This window comes from Bradyrhizobium sp. Kon58, assembly GCF_055807455.1.
On the sequence record NZ_JBVVOT010000012.1, the window covers coordinates 128,522 to 146,723 of the forward strand.

The following is an 18,202-nucleotide window of genomic DNA, read 5'->3' on the forward strand; positions in this document are numbered from 1 at the left end:
TGGCGGGACGTGGTGGTGGCCGTTCGGAAGGCATTGTTCGAGCCATCGGCGCCGATGAGAGTTGCGCGTTCGCCTCGCCACCCGATCCCGCAGCTATGCTGCACGACGCTGCGGCATTTCTGGTTGCCTCGAAACCCGCTTTCGAATCGCTGAAATTAGCGTAGTCTCCGGCAGTCGCCTCGTTTAATGTTATAGCATTAAATGGCGGCAGATAGAGGGTGAGCCGAAACTTGAAGGACGCTGCAAAAAAAAGAGCTCGGGGGCGTCCTTTCGGCGATCCCGACGCCAGACGCTCCTATCGGTTCGTGATGCGCATGAACCCGGATTTGGCGGATGTGCTGGATCTGCTCGCTGACGAAAGTGGTCTTTCCAGATCACTCTTTGTGGAACGGGTCCTCATTTCGTTTGTGAATCAGGATCCCAGGATTCAGCTCAACCACATTGGCCGCAAGGTCGATACCATGCCGACCGGGCCAGCACCACCGGGCTCGCTCGCGAGTTTCGGTGCGCAGTGGCGTCGCTGGCACGCCATGAAGCATGATGTGCTTGGGGAGGACGCCCCGACCGCCTACGGTGCCGCAGAGCCGTCTTTTGACGATTTTGGGCGTGACGCGCGCGGTCATGGCCACCGGCAGGAGCAGCGTCCGCCTGTGCCGGACCATCTCACGCACAAGGCGGCCGACAAGATAATTCCTCACAAGGGTGGACGGCGAAAGGCCCCGAAGTGAGTCCTGAATCGTCCGTCGAGAAGCCACGATCGCTCGGTCATTCGACTGCGCCTCGATAAGACGCTCTTGCTTCCGCTTTGTGATCCGCAATGCTCCAATCGCGGACTTTGAGCGCGCTGTCGGAAGCGGGCTGCATCATCCCGGCAGATGATCGGGCCCTTCGGGCTTTTGTTGCTCAGCCCTGCTTCGGCTTCTTCGACCCAAGCGAAAGACCCAGGCGCAATGCCATGCGCTTGATTGCATCAGGTGTCCGGCCGAGCTGTTTCGCGGCTTCTTCCAAAGAGACTGAAGACTTGGCCAGTTCCATCAACTTGCGGTCTTCCTTGAACGACCAGGGCTTGCGCGCCATACTCAAAGAATCCTCATTCACAAAATAAGACGAAAAAGCCGCCAAGCGACCCAGATTCGCTCGACGGCTTTGCTTGGGTGGGGCCAGGCCTTGGGGAAGCCCGGTGCGAAAATGAATATGCGATCGGCGAAATCTCGCAAGCAACACCGTGTATTAAGCTAACCGCTCAACCTTACCTGCAGCGTGCGCGTCGCGTTCGTCCGTGGATATACGGATGTGGATCCCGAAGCGAATGACGACAAAAGTCGAGGTTCGTCGAGCGTCCTGCATCTGACTTCGACGGAGCCAAACGGCTGGCGCGTTTATGCCGCGGGCCTCGATGCAATCTCCATGGACGAGCCGCGTGGTACGGAGCCGTCGGAGCAGTTGCATGGTCTGCGACAATCGGCGCTGGAAGCGCGAGGAAAGCCGCGCTAGGTAGTGCTTCCCGCAACGGCAGTAATTGGCCGCCGCCTTTTCTGCGGCTCCAGGGCAAACGGCGGCGTTCATTCCGCGTCATCGACCCGGCCAATCGAGTGGAATGAGAGCGCGCGATCGAAGGGAACGCGAGACAGGCGGAAATGTGAGGCGCGTCGATGCGCAGGATCGTGAGTGAACGAGCTCTGACGTTACCGACGCATGCAGGAGCGCCGGTGTCCCTCGTTGTGGCCGCCGGGCCCGTCAACTCTTTCTGTTAACGCTTGGCTCTGGCGGTACGGCTTCCAAGTTACCTTGAGTGATCACCACGCTTGCAGCAGCTTCGCCGGACGCCTAATAATTCTGCATATTGTCAGTTTAGTACGGCTTCGATCATTTGAAGTGCTGGTCACGTTGGGTCGTGTGGTTCGTCAAGGCGAATTCTGGGCCCGAGTTTTTGGAAGCCGGTGCCTTGAGGAGCCAAAATGCTGGTTCATTGGAACGCTGGACCGCGACGGTATTTTGTCAATGCTGATGGACATCGCGTCCTCATCGGCCTCTCGCGCGCGGAAACCGCAGAATTCGAAATGCTCGACGATCCTCCGTCGCGGGCGGAGGAAGGGAGCGCGATAGGTGGCAGCGGTTCGACCTGCGTGAACGTCGATCGATGGTCGGAACTCTATACCAAGCATGAAGATGCCTGGCGCATCTGGATCGCGCGAAGCCGCACTGAAGCGGTTTCCAGTTTAGCCCTTTTTTAACCATGGCGGGTCGATCCTTGGGCCCAAGGGCACAAACAGGATATGCCAGATGTTCCATCGTCTTCTGAAAGCCCGAACGAACAATCCGCTCGCGCAGAACAAGCGCTTCCAAGCGCGTTCGGCCGAACGTGATGCGCAGACCGATCGCGAGCGTGTTGCTTCGATCATGACGGCGATTGACGTCGCTCTGCAGGCTGCCGAAAACGAGCAAGCGGGGCTGAGCAGTCGCGTGGAAGATGCGCTCGCGCGTGCGGCCGTGACCTTCGGCAATGGCGACGATGAATATCTAGAGCGGGAAGCGCTGGACAATCATCATCAGGACCTTTTTGGCGCCGAAATCTCCAATGGTCAGAGGCGGCTCAAGGAACTTGACGCGTCCGTCTCGCATTTGAAATTCGTCAGATCCGCAATGCTGACGCGTTTTCCCGGCTATTTCAGCCAGTCGGGCAGTTGACCGCTCGTCGTCCTGATCAAAGCGTCGTTTTCATTGCTCGCTTTCGGGCAGCAGTGTAAATTGCAGGCCTCCCGCTCTTGCGATTGCTGATCCTAGGCGTTTGTCCGACTGGTGGCTGAAACCGGTGATGACCGCCTCTGCGCGCGGAGCCAAGCTCGGGCCGACGACATGTTTTTTCGCCACTGGGTGCAAGTTGGGACGACAACTCTGTCGTTTGCGGTGAGCGCGACGGCGTGTCTTGCAGAACAACCGGCCGGGTCGGCGACGGAGGAGCCAGTGGGCGAGACGTCGACTGAAATGTCGCGTGAAGAATGGAAGATACAGATCGAGGAAGCTCGTAGACGGATTGCCGCCGAACGTCGCGAGCGACGCCTCGGGTTACGAGCTCCCGCCGAACAGGATCTGGCGAAAATAGCCGCAGAGCGCGCCCTGGAGCGAGCCATGAACGACACGACGCTGGAGCCGGGCGACATCGTGTCGACGAGCAAAGGATTTCTCGTCTTTAAACGGCGAACGGGTCCTGAGGGAGAGTGGAACGAATTCGTTCCACTCAGTCCGCGCTGACGCGCGGGCTTCGACCGAGATAACGCCATCCGAGCCGGATCTCTTGCACTCCAGCAGCCAGTGAATAGAGGAAGGCCGTCGGGGAGCGCTCCCCGGGTGGCCGTCACCGTGTTTGGTCCACTGAGCTCTGCGAAGGCCGAGCGCCCGCGGACTCGGTCGACCAAACGCGTCGTGAAAGGCGGCACCATCAACCGGTGATGCCGTGCACTCGCAAGTTATTCTCGCTTGAGGGCGGCTGCGCCTTTCGCGTGGAGCGGCTTAATCGATCCTGCGGCTGCTTACGAGCGTTCTGAAGGTTTTGTCGGCAAACTTGGGACCGCAATGCACCAGGGCAGGGGCTGCGCGACCGGGTTCCTCTCACCGCGCATACGACGATTGCTTGGAATCTTGATCAATCTTCGGAGAGATCGTACCTTCTCGTGCGGGCAATTCTTCGCCGCTGCATGGAAATAAGTGCACGAATGGCGTAGCCGACAAACACGCCAGCGACGAAGGCGGACCACAGGAAAGCGATTGGATAAGTGGCGATTAAATACGTCATGGCCTCGCGCCGAAAAAAATGCACTCGGCCAGAATGAGCACGCCAATCCTAACCGTGATTTAATCGGCTCACAGGAACGGAAGTTTGGACCGGGACCAATCGTCGCAAACGTCGCGTGGGGGAAATGTCCGGTCCTGCGATCTTTCCTATCGTGGGAAAGTCGCCATTGGCTGGCCCAGGCAGCCTAGGTCGGCGGGCGCCGCAATTGCCTCGAAAAACTCGGTCGAACCATCAAGGACGTACGGCATTGCGACATCGCTCCTTAGCGACGAGATCAAATGGTCGACATCAAATATTTTTGGAGGAGTCCGTTCCGCGAGCCTCCGAAATCAAAAATTCCTCGAGATGCGCCCCAGCCTGGAGCTTGGCAGCTATCCAGCGCGGTTGCCTCCCCCGTCCTGACCATACCTCGTTCGGATTATTCGGGTTTCGATATTTGGGCAGCACGGCGGGATATGGGCGGCGCTCGCGATCGGGTCGCCAGGCCTCGTTGGTTTCTTCAATCGCGCGAAGCCTTTGCTCAAGCTTGAACTTTTCCGCCTCGATCATCCGAGCAAGCTTCTTCGTCAACTCCTGATGAATAATCCATAGCTCATCGACGGACATCGATTGAAAGTCACATACCTCCATGGCGAACCCCTTAATCCGGTGATTCGCAAATCATGGGATAAGAAGTCGCGCGGCGAGGGAATATATCGCTCTACCCACAGGTATTTACTATGTGCGCCGCAGCGCCTGAGCGGTACTCAGGGAAGTTTCTATGCAATCAGCCGTACGAAATCCGCAGGAGCCGCGACGGCGGGAGTTGTTCGACTTCTAAGCAAGTGAAGCGCATGGAAAAGGGAGGCTCTCGCCTCATCCGCTACAGCGATAAGCCGTAGCGGCGCGCGTCGGAAACGCCCGGAGACCGACAAGTCCCATCGCCCGTGACGGCCCTGGAGTACGCGAGGTTCCAGATTTAAGCTTTTGCGTAGGCGTCAATCTTAATAAGCGGGATGGCTTGCCGCCTTATGCAATTCCGGCCATCTATCAACTATTGGCAAACGTCTTTAGCGACCTTCCGCAACTCAACTACTTGCGTCAATTGGGCAGGCAACAAGTTCATGATCAGATATTCTTCGAGCTGTGTAACGAACTATCGCGCGCCAGAAACTCAATCCGCGCAAGATTCTCTCGAAATACAATATCGAGAATTGTTGAAATTGAGAGAGCGTGTCGAGAACGCCGAGACGGAGTTGCGCTCAAAGCTGCTCGACAAGGGCTCGCTTCGCAAAATCAACTAGAGCGCGGAATCATCTGTGGTGGCCCGTCGCGATCCAGCTGAATTGCGATGGGTCTTGACGACGAACCGTCGGATCTGGCGTCCGAGCAGTCGGCGCTGGAATGCCGCGTCGAATCTCCAGGGCCGCAACTGGATGGTTGTTGCGTGCTCTGGCGGACCTCGCTGATCACTAAGAGATATTGAGGGCTTCCCCACGTGTGGGCCGCACATCGGAAGAAAGCTGCCGCGCGACCAGATACTATCCGCTGTTGTTCGGCGACAGGAAGGACCCGGATACTTGCGAACTCGGGTGCCTTGCTCAAAGGCACTGGCGCGGACGGCTTGGCCGAGATTGTTCGGGCGATGTGCGAAGACTTCATCCGGGACGGCGTCTCCGATCTGTTACACGTTCGCGACGGCAAGGTGTCCTTTCGAGGTCAAAGGCGAAAGCGGACGCTATGCGCCGCAATCAACTGAGCCGTCTGCGCCAAATGGAGTGCGCCGGCATCACGGCCGAGATTTGCTGTGTGGACTAGGGTTCGAGCCGAAATAGGACCACCTGGTCGTAGATTTGAAACCGTGGGGGCCGGCCGTCCGGTGATAGGATCAGCGAAAGCGGCGCGGTCAGGATCCGCTACTGTCGGTTGACGATGAGTGGCAGTCGCCGTCAACCCGTAGCGGCCGATCCCTATCTCTTCGCCGCACTTCGACTATGGCTTCCTTTCGGTCGAGTACGGCTGAACGGCGCTTCCGCTTTCCGAAGCTCCGCACTTGCGCGGGAATGCGGCCTCGACAGCCGCCACTGATGGCCTGGTGAATCGTGTCCGTCGCTTGCCGGTAGGTTGGCCGTGAGTGACCGTGTGATTCTCGCGATTTTCGCGTTACAATTGCGGATTAAGTAGTTACAGCACCGGAGTTTCGCGATTCACTTCTATTCGTTCGTGGGATAAAATAAGAGTATAGCGTTACTAATGAAGATTATGGTGTTACAGTGAAGGAACAGGTTTCTGGCAAAAACTCCTCGAGTCCATGACTTTAGGCGCGCCCCTGAAATTGAATAATTCGATTATGGCGTTACACTACGACGCAAGACCAGGGGGGAGCCGCGGATGTGCCCATGGCCACTGTCTCGAATTTGTAGCGAGCGACCGGCCTTGGCGATCCGACGGAGAACTTTTTCGAGGTCCATCGAACCGGATTAACGCGTTACTTTTCGAGATTAACGCGTGACAGTTTAGGGGAAGTAACGGGGGGCCCCGGCGATTCCTTGCCTACTAAGGTCCCTACAATGCCGGAAGGGGACACCGGCTGAGAGGCGCTTAGGCTGCTCAATCACCCCCGCCCAACGCGATTGTAGAGGCGATCGGCCGCAGCCCCAGGCTGGTCGAGGTCCAGTTTGAAGACGACTGCTGATTGCTAACAAGTAGCGCGGCTGATCGCCTCCTAAATCGACTGCAAGCTCACGAAGGTGAGGTCCGGCAATGCCCTTCCGATCATCTTGCGCACTGTCGGCGCCAATGGGGCCGACCAACGGAATCTTCGCCTTGGACCGCGCACCGATGGGGGTGCTGCGTGCGATCGCCCTGTTCTCTCGGCACAAACCGTCGCCAATGAAATTCATGGTTAGGGCGGCGACCCGGTGCGGCTCAGACCGCTGCTTCAATCGCTCGAAACGTGATGTTGGCGTGTCCCACGTTGAGTGCGGCCCCTGACCGCGTCGGCTTTTCAATCCAAGCGAGAAGTTCGATTGCGTTCGGCTCCTGTGTAGCGAGCGAACCCGCGACGTAACTCCAGTTGGAAAGCATTCTGTTGTTGATCATAATAGGTCCACGGATGACGTACCTGTCTGGCTTGAGAAACCTCGTGCCAACGAACTCAAGTTTGAGCATCAACCGGATGTCCTGATATTCGTGAGGTGTTAGGGCGAGCGTGGCGACGACGGTTCCCATTGCCTTAACCTGGACATACGCCGGGAACGGCAGGGGGGCGTACCAGCCGGACAACTCGATTAGGATCGCATCGCCTCTACAGATCGAGGGATCGGGCGGAATGGTCATCACGAGCTCCGGTGTTGCTACAGGGCTCGACCAAGGCGACTCGGACAACCGCCTTATTGTGGGCAATCGGCCAAAAGTTCGCGCGCAGGCAACAAACCGACTTTGGTCCAGCAGGGCTTGCGACGCTATGTGAGTATAATCGCAATTCCGTAGAACGACGCCATGAAACTGATAGGGCTTGTCTGGAGGTGGATCCATCGTTACGCATCCGGGCCCACTGACGCCGTCGAGCATAACATTCCTTTGAACGCCCTTGTAGAACCATATCAAATTGTGCTCGCTCCGGTCTGTCGCGCCACGCAGCGAGCAATGACTTATCGTTACGTTTTGAACTTCTCCATCGTTGTGATCGTTATGCAGAACAAAGCCGTGGTGAAATCCGTTCGCAGGATCGAGTGTTTCGATCGAGGTATTGGCAAGCGTTAACCCCAGATGGCCGAGCTGATATTCGCCCGGATCGGGTACGAAATAGTCGAGGACTTTGTCGATTGATTTTGCCGTGACCTCGATGTTCTCCAGCCGGTGGCCTCCGCTCATGATCTGCAACACCATGCCAACGTCGAGACCGGCGGCGGCCACCCGAATGTTTCGTATCAACGTTCGTCGTGAGAATTCCTGGCAGTAGAACAGAGGAAACTGCGTTCCAGGCTTCGAAGAGCCTGCCATGTAAACGTCGATGTCGTGAAAATTGGCGCGTACGGAGCCGGTTTCGACCTCGAACAAAGAGGCTGACGTTCCAGCTGCATTCCACAGAACCGTGGCGTTAATATCGTGTGCGGCGCTTCGCGTGAAAGCATTGAAGCAAGCGACGGCATAGCCACGGGTCCAGCAGTTTCGAATGACGCTCTTGTAGCTTCCCTGGATGAAGAACGGATATCCATTGTCACACTCGATCCGCAAATCATGGATGCTGTAACCTTGCGCGATGTGCTTCGTGACGTTCGCCACGATCAAGCCCCTCCAGCCGTCATCGACCGGATCCTCGAGCAAGAGGCGTCGTCCGTCGACTCCGACGACACGGTTCATCTCCACGTAATAGGGTAGGATGTCGCCGGGTGTGACGATCGCATTGACCGAGCGTGCAATGACGATATCGCCTGGCTTGAAGCTCACCGCATCGCGAGCATCCCGCAGATCAATGAATTGATCGCCGGCCACAATGTCACTGATCGGCATGTATTTGTAGGAGTCGTACGCCGTCCGTCCGAAGGCAGCATCTTCTGGGCTGATGAAGGCGGCGTTCGATCCAATGATGACTGAGCTGTGCCCGTCTCCGTAGTATTCGACATTGCTGCGAACTGTGATGTTTTTAGCGATTTCGGGGAGGCGATATCGGCCGGTCGGGAAATAAAGTCGGCCGCCGCCAAGGCGCTCCAAATAGAGCCCGGCCGTCTCGATGGCTGCCCAATCGTTAGCCAGACCGTTCCCGACCGCACCGAAATCGCGTCGGACATCGACCTGATGTGTCGGGCTCGTGCCCGATGCGCGCGGTGGCGATTGAGCGATTGCATCGGAGGCGGCCAATAGCGAAGCCGGGCCACCGGCCAGTAAATCTCGCCGCCGCATTTGATGTCCGATGTCCCTGGTTTTAGCCGCCCGCGGACTGCGGCCGACCACGCGAAACTGTCAAATGCGTTTCGACAAATCAAGCTAGGAGGGGCCTGTCTATCCATCACACCACTGCCACTTGTCGCGTAAGAGGAGCTGTCTCCTGCAACTTGTGGGCGCTTCTTTTTGGGTTCCAATATGTTAACTTTATACCCTTAATACCCTTACGGTTAGCGCATTGGCCCTGAGGGTTGATCGCCGCAGCGCTGGTGCTGCACCATCTCGAAGCTGCAGGCTCGATGACCTTCGAAATCGATGAAGAAGCATTCGAGACAGGAAATATTCGTCAAGCTCAACCAGGCGGATGCGCTGGCTCAGGCAGGCAATTCCCAGGTCCAAATCAGCAAGGCGCTCGGTGTCAGTGTGATGACCCTGCATCGTTGGCGCAGGCTTCCGCGCCGGCCCGGGGAGTTCCGAAGCGGCGAGGGCGCTGTCCAAATGGAGGCTTTGGGACCGGAAGGACAGCCAAGTGCGGCGCATGTGCATCGCCTGGTTGAAGAGCTAACCCTCGAGAACGGACGGCTCCGCAAGATCGTTACCGATCTATTGCTTGAGAAGTTGCAGCTGGAAGCGGCGTCCTCCCGGGGATCGCTCATAAGGACGAGCGCGACAGCTGATCGGCCTCCGCCTCTCGGCTTTGGTTAAGAGCTCCTGGTCCAGACTTGCATAATTTGAGGCAAGTCCGACCGTCCAGCCAAACGCGTTTCTAAATTGTCGCTGTTATTGCTGCCTCAAGGATCACGATGCTTGGGGAGTACGGGATGTTGCGCAAATTCTGGATCTGCTTCGCGTTGCTTTTTGCCTCTGTTTTGTCCGTTCAGGATACGCGAGCAGCAATGATCGGTGCACCGATCAATCTCAAATATCAGTTTGAGCGGATTAAACTCGCCGGCGCTGTCCTGCCGCCGATGGCGCATATCAATTTCTGCCTTCGCTATCCCTCGGATTGCAAGACGGGCAAGCAACTCTTGTTCCGGGGCGGCGGTGTGAAACTGACGGCAGAACGCTATGCCGATCTCGTCAAGATCAACTCGGACGTCAATCGATCAATTGCCCCTGTGCGCAACGAACGTGGCGTTGTTGGCGAAGAATGGATCGTGGCGCCTTCGCAGGGGGACTGCAACGACTACGCCGTCACCAAGCGCCACGCGCTGCTCGAACGAGGATGGCCGGCGCGTGCCTTGCTGTTGGCGGAAGTCGTGACCGGCTCGGGTGAGCATCATCTTATTCTCGTGGTCAGGACGCGCTCGGGTGACGTCGTTGTCGACAATCTCAACGCGAATGTCCGGCCGTGGTCAAAGACCAATTATCAGTGGGTCAGGATGCAGTCGCCGCAAAACCCGCAATTTTGGTCAAAGGTTGCGGCTTAAGCCTCGTTTGCGCACCTCCTTGGAGTGTGCGCGCTTCGGGCGTTCGAAGGGGCCGGGTTCAAACAGCGACGCGCCTTACTGCAAAAAAAATTGGCACTTGAGTCCGCCGATAGCGGTTCGTGTTGGTGGCGCGCCAGGTGCCTCAATCGTACGAATACCGTCCAGCGTGCCGAGCGATAGACGCCCGCCGCCCTAGGACAGAGAGGCAGCGTGAAGGCGAACCGGATCTTCGTTAACCGACCGCTAAGGATAAAACCGCAATCCTTGCGCCCCTCGAGCATCCACGCCGGCCTGATTGCTGAATTACGGAAGTGATTTGAGCAAGTTGACTAAATGTTGCGTGGTTGCAACACTCGCCATCAACGTTCCGCGACCAATAATAGTTAGCGATTGCGGTGCTACCCTCCCCCCTCCCGTCGTGATACGGCAGGATCGTGGCTGGAGGTTAGATGCAGTTCCGGAATATCGCGCGCCTGAGCTTAATTGCACTGGCGACATTTTTGTCGGCTGGCTGCTCGATGATGCCTGCGAGCGGCCCCCAGGGTGATGCGGTTCGTGCATCGGAAGCCGGAAGCCCGGAAAGTCTGCCCTACGCCCTCGTCAAGGTAACCCCCGACGTTGAAGCGGTCCTCGCTTCGTTTTCGCCGCGCTTGTCCAATCAGGCAACCAGGGCGTTCCGCTCCGATCCGACCGAGATTCGTTTCGGAGTGGGTGACGTCGTCAGCGTCACCATCTTTGAGGCGGCGGCCGGCGGACTGTTCATTCCGTTGGAAGCCGGTGTGCGACCCGGTAATTTTGTCACTATTCCGAACCAGAATGTGGACCACAACGGCTTTATTTCTGTGCCGTACGCAGGCAACATCCGCGCGAAGGGAAGGACGCCCGTCGAGGTCCAACAGGCGGTCGTGGAAGCTCTCAAGAACAGGGCCATTGAACCGCAGGCCGTGGTGACGCTAATTGATCAGCGCACCTCGCTGATTAGCGTTCTGGGTGAGGTCAATTCACCTTCGCGTTTTCCAGCCAATGCGGCTGGCGAGCGAATTCTTGACGCGATTACCCGAGCTGGCGGCCCGAAAGGACAGGGATTTGATACCTGGGTCATGCTGGAACGGGGCGGCCGGCGCACCACCGTGCCGTTCGGGCAATTGGTCTACGAACCGACCAACAATATCAATGTGCAACCTAACGATACTATCTACGTCTATCGCGAGCCGCAAAATTTCGTCGCCTTCGGCGCGTCGGGCTCGCAGGGACAGTTCAATTTCGACGCATGGCGAATTTCGCTCGCCGAGGGTGTCGCCAAGGCCGGCGGGTTGAACGATAGTTCAGCCGATCCAGCGTCAGTGTTTCTCTATCGCGGTGAGATGCGCGAGGTCGCAGAGCGTCTCGGAGTCGATACCAAGCGGTTTCCTGGTGATATCGTGCCGGTCATCTACAACGTGAATTTCCGCGATCCCAGCGGCTTCTTCCTTGCGACAAAATTCCAGATGCGGGCGAAGGATGTCGTTTTTATCTCGAATGCGTCGTCGGTCGAGGCAGCCAAGGTGATGCAGTTCATCCGACTGGTCACAGCGACTGTCAACGATCCGATCGTGGCTGCTCAGAATGCTGTTCTGCTTCGGACGGCGATCAAGACATCGCCTTGATGCAGGTTGCGCTCTCGGCGGGCCGCCCGTGGCTGATCGCGAGCTGGCGACGTGAGCATCTCGTCTGACGCCAAGAACCAGGTTCAACGTACGCGAGACAACCGGCTTGCAACCGGTCTGCTTGGCGCGACGATCGCCGTTGCGCCTCTTCCCTACGGCGCGACCGATCCCATTGCAGTCAGCGCCGTGGTTGCTGGTCTGGGGATTGCCCTGCTGTGTGTGCGCCCTCGGTTGCGAACGCCTCGGGACTGGAGCGTCATTGCCTTTCTCGCTCTCGTTGGGGCGGGATATGCCTTGGTGCTGCACGAGCAACTGAGCGCCAATCCGTGGTTGCAAAGCCTGCCCGACATGGCTTGGCTCCAATTATCCTCCCTGCTTGGCGAAACGAGCGCGCCGCTCTCAGCTGTGAGGGGGCAGCCATTTTTTGCCCTCGGCAACACCTTGGCTTGTAGTGGCGCGCTGTTGTGTTCCTACCTGGTTTGCATGGACAGGCAAAATGCCGAAAGCCTGCTCAAGATCATTGCATGGGCAGGGGTGGCCTACGCCTTCTTCGGTATCGCGGCCTATATCGTCGCGCCAGAAATGGTGCTGTGGCGGGAGAAGGTCCTTTTTCGGTCGGTGTTGAGCAGTACCTTTCCAAACCGCAATACGGCGGCGATCTATTTCGGGGTTTGTTCGGTTCTTTGGGCGTTGCACGTGTTTCGCGAGATGCTCAATCAACACGTATTCTGGGAAAGCCGATGGCGGATTGCAAATCTGACTTGGGATTTCAGCCTCAGCGCGTCTTGTGGAGGTTTCCTGCTGTGTTTTCTCGCGATGATGTTGACGGGCTCGAGAGCCGGAATTTCGATTTCCCTCATCGGAATATGCGCCGCTATCGCGTTCCTTTTTAACCGAGAGATCCGATCCCGGGCGGCCGCATTATGGTTGAGTTTGCCGGTCCTTGGGGGCGCCGCTCTGTCTTTCCTTGTGCTTGGCGGCCAGGTCGGGGAGCGCCTCGGTCAATATGGCTTGAGCGGTGGAGGGCGATGGGAGGCGTATGCTTCGACCTGGCAAATCATCTCCCAACATCCCTATTTTGGAACGGGCTTGGGAACTTTTGCATCGGTCTTTCCGCGTTTCCGGAGCGGCGATGTTTCGATCTGGGGGATCTGGGACCGCGCCCATAACACGCTCCTCGAACTTGCCGCCGAGGTCGGAATTCCGCTTGCGGCTCTGGTGGGATTCGGCTGGATTCTGGCGCTGCTTGCATTGCTGTTCGGTTCACTGCGGCGGCAAAAGGGGGCAATCTTTCCGCTTGCCGGCCTTGTCTGCGGCGCCATGGCGGTCTTGCATTCAATGGTCGATTTCTCGTTGCAGGTGCCCGGTCTGGCCGTGACCGTCATGACGCTTGTCGGGATGGGGCTCGCTCAACGGACCTCTCGGGCCGGGGCAAGGAAGTTGTGAGGGGCGAGACGGCGTAAAGGTTAACCCGGTGATGGGCTATTTCTAAAGGCGCAAACGGGCCATTTGCCTTGGCGGGCTGCCAGCCGCCATGTTATGGGTATTATAATATTTAATAGGGGTTGAATATGATCTCTTTCGCTCGGTTTTGTTCGCGACGCTTGATTGTCGCGCTGGCGGTCTCGGCATCCTGCACCTTGGTTGTGCCGGCGGGCGCGCTCGCTCAGCAGGGTCAGCAGCAGCAGGGCCTGGTCCAGCAGTTCAACGCCAATCCGCAGCAAATCTTGCAGCAATTTCCAAACGGAGGCGCGGCCATGATCTCGCAGCTTCGCGAGATTGCGATCGCAGATCCCAAATCCCTTGACGCGATCATGGGACTTATCCCCAACGCCAGCAAAGACCAAAAGGCGGCAATCGGCTCGGCGCTTGGGCAGGCGGCAAAGGTGGTCGTGAAGACCGACCAGGCCTATGCCAACAACATCCTGCAGGCGATCGCCAAGACCAAGGACCAGGACGTCTTCCTGGCTTATTCGGGCGTTGCGCCAGACCAGGGAACCGCTGCAACCGGCGGTGGCGGCGCCGGTGGTGGTGGTGGTGGCGGCGTTGGCGGCCAGACGAGCGCGCTTGCCGGGACCCCAAGCAGCACCGGTGCGCCTCAAGCCATCGGAGGAGGCAACACGCCAACCGCTAATTTCAGCTACACCTCCAGCGTCTCCGGCGGTGGGACGACGTCGGGAACGACCACTCTGCTTGCAACTGGTACCAGTCAATAGACGCGATTGCGGTCAATCGATCGCTACCGCTCCATGCGACGATCGACAGGCCGGGCCTTCTTCGAATAGCGGACACCCATGAACGTACTTCCCAGTCTTGATCGGGCGGTGGCCTACGCCGGGGCGGCAACGGATCAGGCCGCCTCGTCCACGGAAGCGGTCAAGGGTCTTCTCGGTTTTCTGCGCCGGCAGTACCGCCTCATCCTGACCATCGTGGCGGCGAGCTTGTGTTTCGGGCTGCTTTATATGATCGCGACGCCGTCAAGCTATACGGCGACGGCCACTTTGATCATCGATACCCGCAAAAATCAGCTGTTTCAGCAGCAGTCGGTTGTGGGAGACATTCCAATCGACAGCGCGGCCGTCGAAAGCCAGGTTCAAATTCTCAAATCGGAAACGATCGCGCTCGCCGTCATCAAAGATCTTCATCTAACCGATGATCCGGAATTCGGCGGCAGGTCGGGGCTGCTTGGCATGATTTCCGGCGGCGTCGCATGGCTGTTTACGGGTGACGCAAGTCGCTCTGACTTCGAAACCCTGCGACGGACAGCTGAAGCGTTCTCCAAGCATCTGACCGTACGCCGCGTGGGCCTCACCTACATCATCGAGATCAGCTTTACGTCCCTCTCCTCGGATCGCGCCGCGCAGATCGCAAATGCGGTCGCGGAGGCTTACGTCGTCGACCAACTCGACTCCAAATATAAAGCGACCAAGCGGGCCAGTGTCTGGTTGCAGGACCGCATCAAAGAGCTTCGCGATCAAGCGTCTGCAGCCGAGCGCGCCGTTGTCGCGTTCAAAGCCAACAACAATATCGTGGAGTCAGGCGGTCGCCTGATGAACGAGCAACAGCTCGCCGAGCTCAACAGCCAGCTCGTTGTCGCCAGAGCCCAGGCCTCGGAGGCCAAGGCGCGATTGGATCGTATCCAGGCTGTCCTCCAAATGGACTCGCCGGAATCGACGGTCGATGGGACGGTCGCCGATACTTTGAACAATCAAGTGGTAAGCAAGCTCCGATCGCAATATCTCGACCTGGCGACGCGCGAGGCGGATTGGTCGGCGCGGTATGGCCGTGGCCATCTTGCGGCGGTCAATCTGCGCAATCAGATGCAAGGCATTCGCAGTTCGATCCTGGATGAGCTGCGTCGCCTGGCCGAGTCCTACAAAAGCGATCTCGAAATCGCAACGCAGCGTGAAGCTGGTGTTCAGAAGCAGCTTTCACTCGCGGTAACGGAGTCTCAGGCAACCAATCAGGCTCAAGTTTCGTTGCGCGACCTTGAGAGTTCGTCGCAGACCTATCGAGCGCTGTACGACAACTTCCTGCAACGTTACATGGAATCGGTGCAGCAGCAGTCATTTCCGATCACCGAGGCGCGGGTCATTACGCAGGCTTCTCGCCCGCTGAAGGCGAGCGCGCCGAAGCTCAGCTTCGTGATGCCGATCGCAGCCTTTGCAGGGCTTTTCCTCGGGCTCGCCATTGCACGCTTCCGTGATTTGTCGGAGAACGTTTTCCGCACTACGGATGATGTCAAGGCCGTCCTGAAGACAGATTGCATTGCAATTCTGCCGCAGATCGAAGAGCAAAAGGGACGTCTGCCGGTTGCCGCGGTGCTCAACGGCCCCCGTGCGATTGCTTTGAACGGCAGCCTGTACTGGCATGTGGTCAACGAGCCATTTTCCCGCTACGCCGAATCCATCCGCTCAATCAAGGTCGCAGTTGACCTTGCGCTACGTTCGGGGACCGGCAAGGTCATCGGCTTCACCTCTTCGCTCCCGAACGAGGGCAAGTCGACGGTTGCCACCGCATTCGCCGAGCTCCTGGCGCAGAGCGGAGCCCGAACGATTCTGGTCGATGGCGATCTGCGCAATCCTTCCCTGACGCGCGGCCTTACGCCCGATGCGAACCGTGGCTTGATCGAGGTCATGGCCGGCCGCGACGGACTTTCGCAGGTCGTGTGGCAGGAAGGCAATACCGGTCTGCACTTCCTGCCCGCCGTCGTTGCTGCGCGCACCGCGCATACGAGCGAAATCCTGGCGTCGCAGGCGATGAAGGCGCTGATCGACGACCTGCGGAAGAACTATGACTACGTAGTGGTCGATCTATCTCCGCTCGCGCCCGTCGTCGATGTCAGGACTACAACCGACATCATCGATTCCTATGTCTTCGTCGTCGAGTGGGGACGCACCAAGATCGATATCGTGCGGCATGCGCTGGACGGCGCGCGCAGCCTGCGGGAGAACATTCTTGGGGTGGTGCTGAACAAGGCCGATCTAAAGCTGATGTCGAGATATGGCCACCACGACTACTACAGAAACGAATATTACAATCGCTACGGCTATTCTGATTAGAAGCAAATCGAACGGGCTGCTGCGCGCAGCGGTCGCTTGCTGCGGCTGCCTGCTGGCCGGTTGGGCTGCGGGTACCCTGCCAATGTTTCGGCAAACCGAAGGCGCCGATCGAACCGCTGCGGCCATTCTGACCGGTCGAAGCTTTCCAACCGAGCTCGTTACAAGCTACATCGGCGATGCGAGAGGCGCCGACGTCTTTGGCTTCTGCAGGGCTTCCACCAGGCGCTCATTGGCCGTGCTGAACCTCTACCTCTACGAGGAAGCGTTTGCCGCAGGGCGGGCCGATCTCATCGACTCGCGACTGCGAAATCTCCTCGGCAGCGTGAAGGCGGCGCTGCACTGCGCGCCGGCAGACGCTTACCTTTGGCTGTTGCTGTTCTCGTTCGAAAATGCGTTCGGCGGCTTTAAGACAGACAACCTCGCCTATCTGCGAACGTCATATTTGATGGGACCACACGAGGGATGGATTGCGATCAAGCGCAATCCTGTGGCCCTCGCGATGCTGCCGGGCCTTGATTCATCACTGGCGCAAACCGTTTTGGACGAATTCACTATGCTGGTGCAGAACGGCCTTTATGAGGAAACCGCTGCAATCTTTGCGGCTGCCAACCCCATCTTGCGCGACCGCCTTCTCGCCCGTTTGGCCGCGGTTCCACAGCCGAGCCGTGAACGCTTTGCCAAGGCGCTAGGCGCGCTGCTGCCTTCGGTCGCAGTGCCGGGCATCGATCGGGAAGACGATCGTCCATGGAGGCGTTGACGGTCAGCAGCCCTACGCGGCCACGGGTTTTGACAGTAGCCCACAGGTTTTGCCTGGGGTTCGGCGGGATCCCCGAGAGCCTGCTGCTGCTTGCACGCGAGCTCGAAAAGCTCGGCGTGCAATTGGACATCTTGAGCAAGGATGGCCTGGTCGAAGCCGCCGGATGCCTGGATCGGCTTCCCGCACAAAATGTTTTGAAGTCGAGACCCGCCCTCGGCGATCTGATGGGCCTCGACCTTGGTAGCTACACTTGCGTGTTCATTGCCGGTGCCTGGAACCCGATCGGCTGGTGGATTGCAGCACGGGCTCGCCGGAAGGGCCTGCGACTTGTCTACACCCCTAAGGGAAATCTCGCCCGCGCCGAATTTAAACGCCCTCGGGATATCAAGAAATTCCCCTACTTGGCGTCGATTGAATTGAGTTTACTGGCGATGAGCCAACGGATTATTTTCTCGTCGCAGTTGGAGGCTCAGAGTTCGCTTCTGGCAGGTTTATTTCGGAGTAAGTCGATTGTCCTGCCGGAGCCATTCATTGGCCCCGCATTGGCCGGTTCCCAAACGCGCCGCCCCGGGCCCATTCGATTCGGTTTCCTGGCCGAAATAGCCCCACGAAAAGGCCTAGCGGAACTCACACGTGCTTTTGTGGCCTGGCAGGCCACAGATGACGCTCCGCCCGCCGAGCTCCATGTTGCGGGCGCGGCACGCCCAGGCTCCGAAAGGTATCAGAATAAGGTCGCGCAGGAGGTTGCCGCGGCGCCGGGGCGTATTTTTTTCCGGGGGGCCCTGAGAGTGACCGATCGGGAAGAATTCTACGAGGACATCGATTACTTCGTTTGCCCGACGCGTTTTGAGTCTTTCGGGCTTACGCCGCTCGAGGCGCTATGGCATGGCAAGCCCGTTATGGTTACTAACAAACTAGGCGCATTGGAATTTATTTCCGACCGCCGGTGCATTATAAATTTAGGGGATGGAAATAAGACAGATATTCTCACAGCGTTTGCTGTGGCAGTGAAGGATTGGACCGACCTTTCCGCGGCGGCTAACCAGTGGCGCATGCGGCCGGTGACAATTATTACGAACGATCATTTGGCGCGCGAGTTCGCACGCGAGCTTGGAGTTGGACCGACGATGTGGACCGGGGGGAGTTAG

Annotated in this window: 15 protein-coding genes; 12 read left to right on the plus strand and 3 right to left on the minus strand. The window is 58.2% G+C overall.

The window, feature by feature from the left end; translation table 11 throughout:
* Positions 1 to 230 precede the first annotated feature (230 nt).
* Positions 231 to 728 carry a hypothetical protein gene (locus AC0L20_RS20985; protein WP_456765852.1) on the plus strand — a complete coding sequence of 166 codons (498 nt, stop codon included), beginning with the start codon at positions 231 to 233 and terminating at the stop codon, positions 726 to 728.
* 175 nt (positions 729 to 903) lie between these two features.
* Here the strand turns inward: AC0L20_RS20985 and AC0L20_RS20990 are convergent, their stop codons facing one another.
* Positions 904 to 1,077: a hypothetical protein gene (locus AC0L20_RS20990; RefSeq protein WP_456765851.1), complete on the minus strand. Its 174-nt coding sequence runs from the start codon at positions 1,075 to 1,077 to the stop codon at positions 904 to 906.
* Between the two features lie 881 nt (positions 1,078 to 1,958).
* Between AC0L20_RS20990 and AC0L20_RS20995 the strand changes: the two genes are divergently transcribed.
* From AC0L20_RS20995 to AC0L20_RS21005, 3 genes are all read left to right on the plus strand, one after another.
* The gene (locus AC0L20_RS20995) at positions 1,959 to 2,234 is read left to right on the plus strand and encodes a hypothetical protein (protein ID WP_007606566.1); all 276 of its coding nucleotides are present in this window, start codon (positions 1,959 to 1,961) and stop codon (positions 2,232 to 2,234) included.
* 49 nt (positions 2,235 to 2,283) lie between these two features.
* On the plus strand, positions 2,284 to 2,688 hold the full coding sequence (locus AC0L20_RS21000) for a hypothetical protein (RefSeq protein WP_456765850.1): 405 nt from the start codon (positions 2,284 to 2,286) through the stop codon (positions 2,686 to 2,688).
* 276 nt (positions 2,689 to 2,964) lie between these two features.
* Positions 2,965 to 3,252, plus strand: a complete 288-nt coding sequence (locus AC0L20_RS21005; RefSeq protein WP_198287875.1) for a hypothetical protein — start codon at positions 2,965 to 2,967, stop codon at positions 3,250 to 3,252.
* Positions 3,253 to 4,081: 829 nt separating this feature from the next.
* Here AC0L20_RS21005 and AC0L20_RS21010 read toward each other — a convergent pair.
* Positions 4,082 to 4,399 (minus strand): H-NS histone family protein, encoded by a 318-nt coding sequence (locus AC0L20_RS21010; protein WP_245266047.1) that lies wholly within the window; start codon positions 4,397 to 4,399, stop codon positions 4,082 to 4,084.
* A 2,301-nt stretch (positions 4,400 to 6,700) separates the two neighbouring features.
* Positions 6,701 to 8,677: a glycosyl hydrolase family 28-related protein gene (locus tag AC0L20_RS21015; RefSeq protein WP_473291697.1), complete on the minus strand. Its 1,977-nt coding sequence runs from the start codon at positions 8,675 to 8,677 to the stop codon at positions 6,701 to 6,703.
* Positions 8,678 to 8,974: 297 nt separating this feature from the next.
* Here AC0L20_RS21015 and AC0L20_RS21020 point away from each other — a divergent pair, with 297 nt between their 5' ends.
* From AC0L20_RS21020 to AC0L20_RS21055, 8 genes are all read left to right on the plus strand, one after another.
* Entirely contained in the window at positions 8,975 to 9,364 is a 390-nt protein-coding gene (locus AC0L20_RS21020; protein WP_473291700.1) for a helix-turn-helix domain-containing protein, read from the plus strand.
* A gap of 116 nt (positions 9,365 to 9,480) precedes the next feature.
* Positions 9,481 to 10,089 carry a transglutaminase-like cysteine peptidase gene (locus tag AC0L20_RS21025; RefSeq protein ID WP_456765847.1) on the plus strand — a complete coding sequence of 203 codons (609 nt, stop codon included), beginning with the start codon at positions 9,481 to 9,483 and terminating at the stop codon, positions 10,087 to 10,089.
* Between the two features lie 449 nt (positions 10,090 to 10,538).
* Positions 10,539 to 11,735 (plus strand): polysaccharide biosynthesis/export family protein, encoded by a 1,197-nt coding sequence (locus AC0L20_RS21030; RefSeq protein WP_473291705.1) that lies wholly within the window; start codon positions 10,539 to 10,541, stop codon positions 11,733 to 11,735.
* Between the two features lie 51 nt (positions 11,736 to 11,786).
* The gene (locus AC0L20_RS21035) at positions 11,787 to 13,181 is read left to right on the plus strand and encodes an O-antigen ligase family protein (protein WP_473291707.1); all 1,395 of its coding nucleotides are present in this window, start codon (positions 11,787 to 11,789) and stop codon (positions 13,179 to 13,181) included.
* 125 nt (positions 13,182 to 13,306) lie between these two features.
* Positions 13,307 to 13,951, plus strand: coding sequence for a hypothetical protein (locus AC0L20_RS21040; protein WP_473291709.1), 645 nt, complete (start codon positions 13,307 to 13,309; stop codon positions 13,949 to 13,951).
* A 78-nt stretch (positions 13,952 to 14,029) separates the two neighbouring features.
* Positions 14,030 to 16,297 carry a polysaccharide biosynthesis tyrosine autokinase gene (locus AC0L20_RS21045; protein ID WP_473291711.1) on the plus strand — a complete coding sequence of 756 codons (2,268 nt, stop codon included), beginning with the start codon at positions 14,030 to 14,032 and terminating at the stop codon, positions 16,295 to 16,297.
* Positions 16,239 to 17,054, plus strand: a complete 816-nt coding sequence (locus AC0L20_RS21050; protein ID WP_473291715.1) for a hypothetical protein — start codon at positions 16,239 to 16,241, stop codon at positions 17,052 to 17,054. The genes AC0L20_RS21045 and AC0L20_RS21050 overlap by 59 nt, the downstream gene beginning before the upstream one ends.
* Complete coding sequence (locus AC0L20_RS21055; RefSeq protein WP_456765841.1) at positions 17,042 to 18,202, plus strand: glycosyltransferase family 4 protein; 1,161 nt, start codon at positions 17,042 to 17,044, stop codon at positions 18,200 to 18,202. Before AC0L20_RS21050 ends, AC0L20_RS21055 begins: the two co-directional genes overlap by 13 nt.